Here is a 1890-nt window from a genome sequence, read left to right as displayed (position 1 = left end):
TTGCAGGGTTTTGGCGACGATGGAGTGGGTGTCGTTTTTGAAGTAGCGGCGTGCGGCTTGGCGGGTGTCGGAGAAGCCGAAGCCGTCTGCTCCGAGGGAGGCGAAGTCGTTGGGGATGTATTGGCGGATTTGGTCGGGGACGGCTTTCATGTAGTCGGTGACGGCGATGACGGGTCCGGTTTTGCCTGCGAGTTGTTCGGTGATGAAGGGGGTGGGTGCGGGTTGGCCGGGGTTGAGGAAGGCGTGGTCTTCGGCGGCGAGTCCGTCGCGTCGGAGTTCGTTCCAGGAGGTCACGGACCAGACGTCGGCTGCGACGTTCCAGTCTTCGGCGAGGATCCGGGCGGCTTCGAGGGCCCAGGGCACGGAGACGCCGGAGGCGAGGATCTGCGCGGTGGGCCGGTTGTTATCGCCCTCGGGGGCGTCGGCGAGGTGGTAGATGCCCTTGATCAGTGCGTTGGTGTCGAGGTTTTCCGGTTCCGCGGGTTGGGTGATGGGTTCGTTGTAGACGGTGAGGTAGTACATGACGTTGTTATCTGACGCAGCTTTGATTCCTTGCGCGTCAGCGTCGCCGTACATTTGTTCGAGTCCGTGGCGGATGATGTGGCCGATTTCGTAGCCGTAGGCGGGGTCGTAAGTTTTCACGGCGGGGTTGGTGGAGGCCAGGATGGGGGAGTGCCCGTCGGCGTGTTGGAGTCCTTCGCCGGTGAGGGTGGTCCGTCCTGCGGTGGCGCCGATGATGAACCCGCGGGTCATTTGGTCTGCTGCGGCCCAGAACGAATCGCCGGTGCGTTGGAAGCCGAACATGGAGTAGAACACGTAGATCGGGACCAGGGGTTCGCCGTGGGTGGCGTAGGAGGTTCCGGCGGCGGTGAACGCTGCGACGGCTCCGGCTTCGTTGATGCCGGGGTGGATCAGTTGTCCGGCGGGTGATTCTTTGTAGGCCAGGACGAGGTCGCGGTCCACGGAGAGGTAGTTCTGGCCTTTGGGGTTGTAGATTTTCGCGGTCGGGAAGAACGCGTCCATCCCGAAGGTCCGGGATTCGTCCGGGACGACGGGCACGAAGCGTGCGCCGAAGTTTTTGTCGCGCATGAGGTCTTTGAGGAGCCTCACGAAGGCCATGGTGGTCGCGGCTTGTTGTTTCCCGGACCCGCGTTTGGCCACGTCGTAGGACTTCGGGTCCGGGAGGGTGACGGGGGTGTGGGTGCGGCGGCGTTCGGGTACGAACCCGCCGAGCTCGGCCCGGCGTTCCATGAGGTATTGGATTTCCGGGGCGTCCATGCCGGGGTGGTAGTACGGGGGCCGGTAGAGGTCCGCGTCGAGTTGTTCGTCGCTGATGGGGATCCGGAGGTGGTCACGGAAGGCTTTGAGGTCTTCCATGGTCAGTTTCTTCATTTGGTGGGTCGCGTTGCGGCCCTCGAAGTGCGGTCCGAGTCCGTAGCCCTTGACGGTTTTGGCCAGGATCACGGTGGGTTTGCCCTTGAACTCGGTCGCTGCCTTATACGCGGCGTAGACCTTGCGGTAGTCGTGGCCGCCGCGTTTGAGGCCCCAGATCTGTTCGTCGGTCAGGTCCGCGACCATGTCCTTGGTGGCCGGGTTCTTCCCGAAGAAGTGTTCCCGCACGAACCCGCCGGACTCGGCTTTGTAGGTCTGGTAGTCACCATCGGGGGTTTCGTTCATGATTTTCACCAACGCCCCGTCGGTGTCGGCCTCGAGCAGGGAGTCCCACTCCCGGCCCCAGACGACCTTGATCACGTTCCAGCCCGCACCGCGGAAGAACGCTTCGAGTTCCTGCATGATCTTGCCGTTACCGCGCACGGGACCGTCCAGGCGCTGGAGGTTGCAGTTGACCACGAAGTTCAGGTTGTCCAGGTTCTCGTTCGCGGCGAGCTG

At 63.2% G+C, this 1890-nt stretch carries 1 protein-coding gene; it reads right to left on the bottom strand.

Going from position 1 to position 1890, the window contains the following annotated elements; all coding sequences use genetic code 11:
* Nucleotides 1-1890 (bottom strand): pyruvate dehydrogenase (acetyl-transferring), homodimeric type (gene aceE, locus NEK97_RS19760; protein WP_257371404.1); only part of this gene is annotated, 1890 nt, incomplete at both ends.

Origin of the sequence: Paenarthrobacter sp. UW852 (genome assembly GCF_024608385.1) — a bacterium.
In the GTDB taxonomy this organism is placed as follows: domain Bacteria; phylum Actinomycetota; class Actinomycetes; order Actinomycetales; family Micrococcaceae; genus Arthrobacter.
This window is presented reverse-complemented; position numbering and strand designations above follow the sequence as displayed.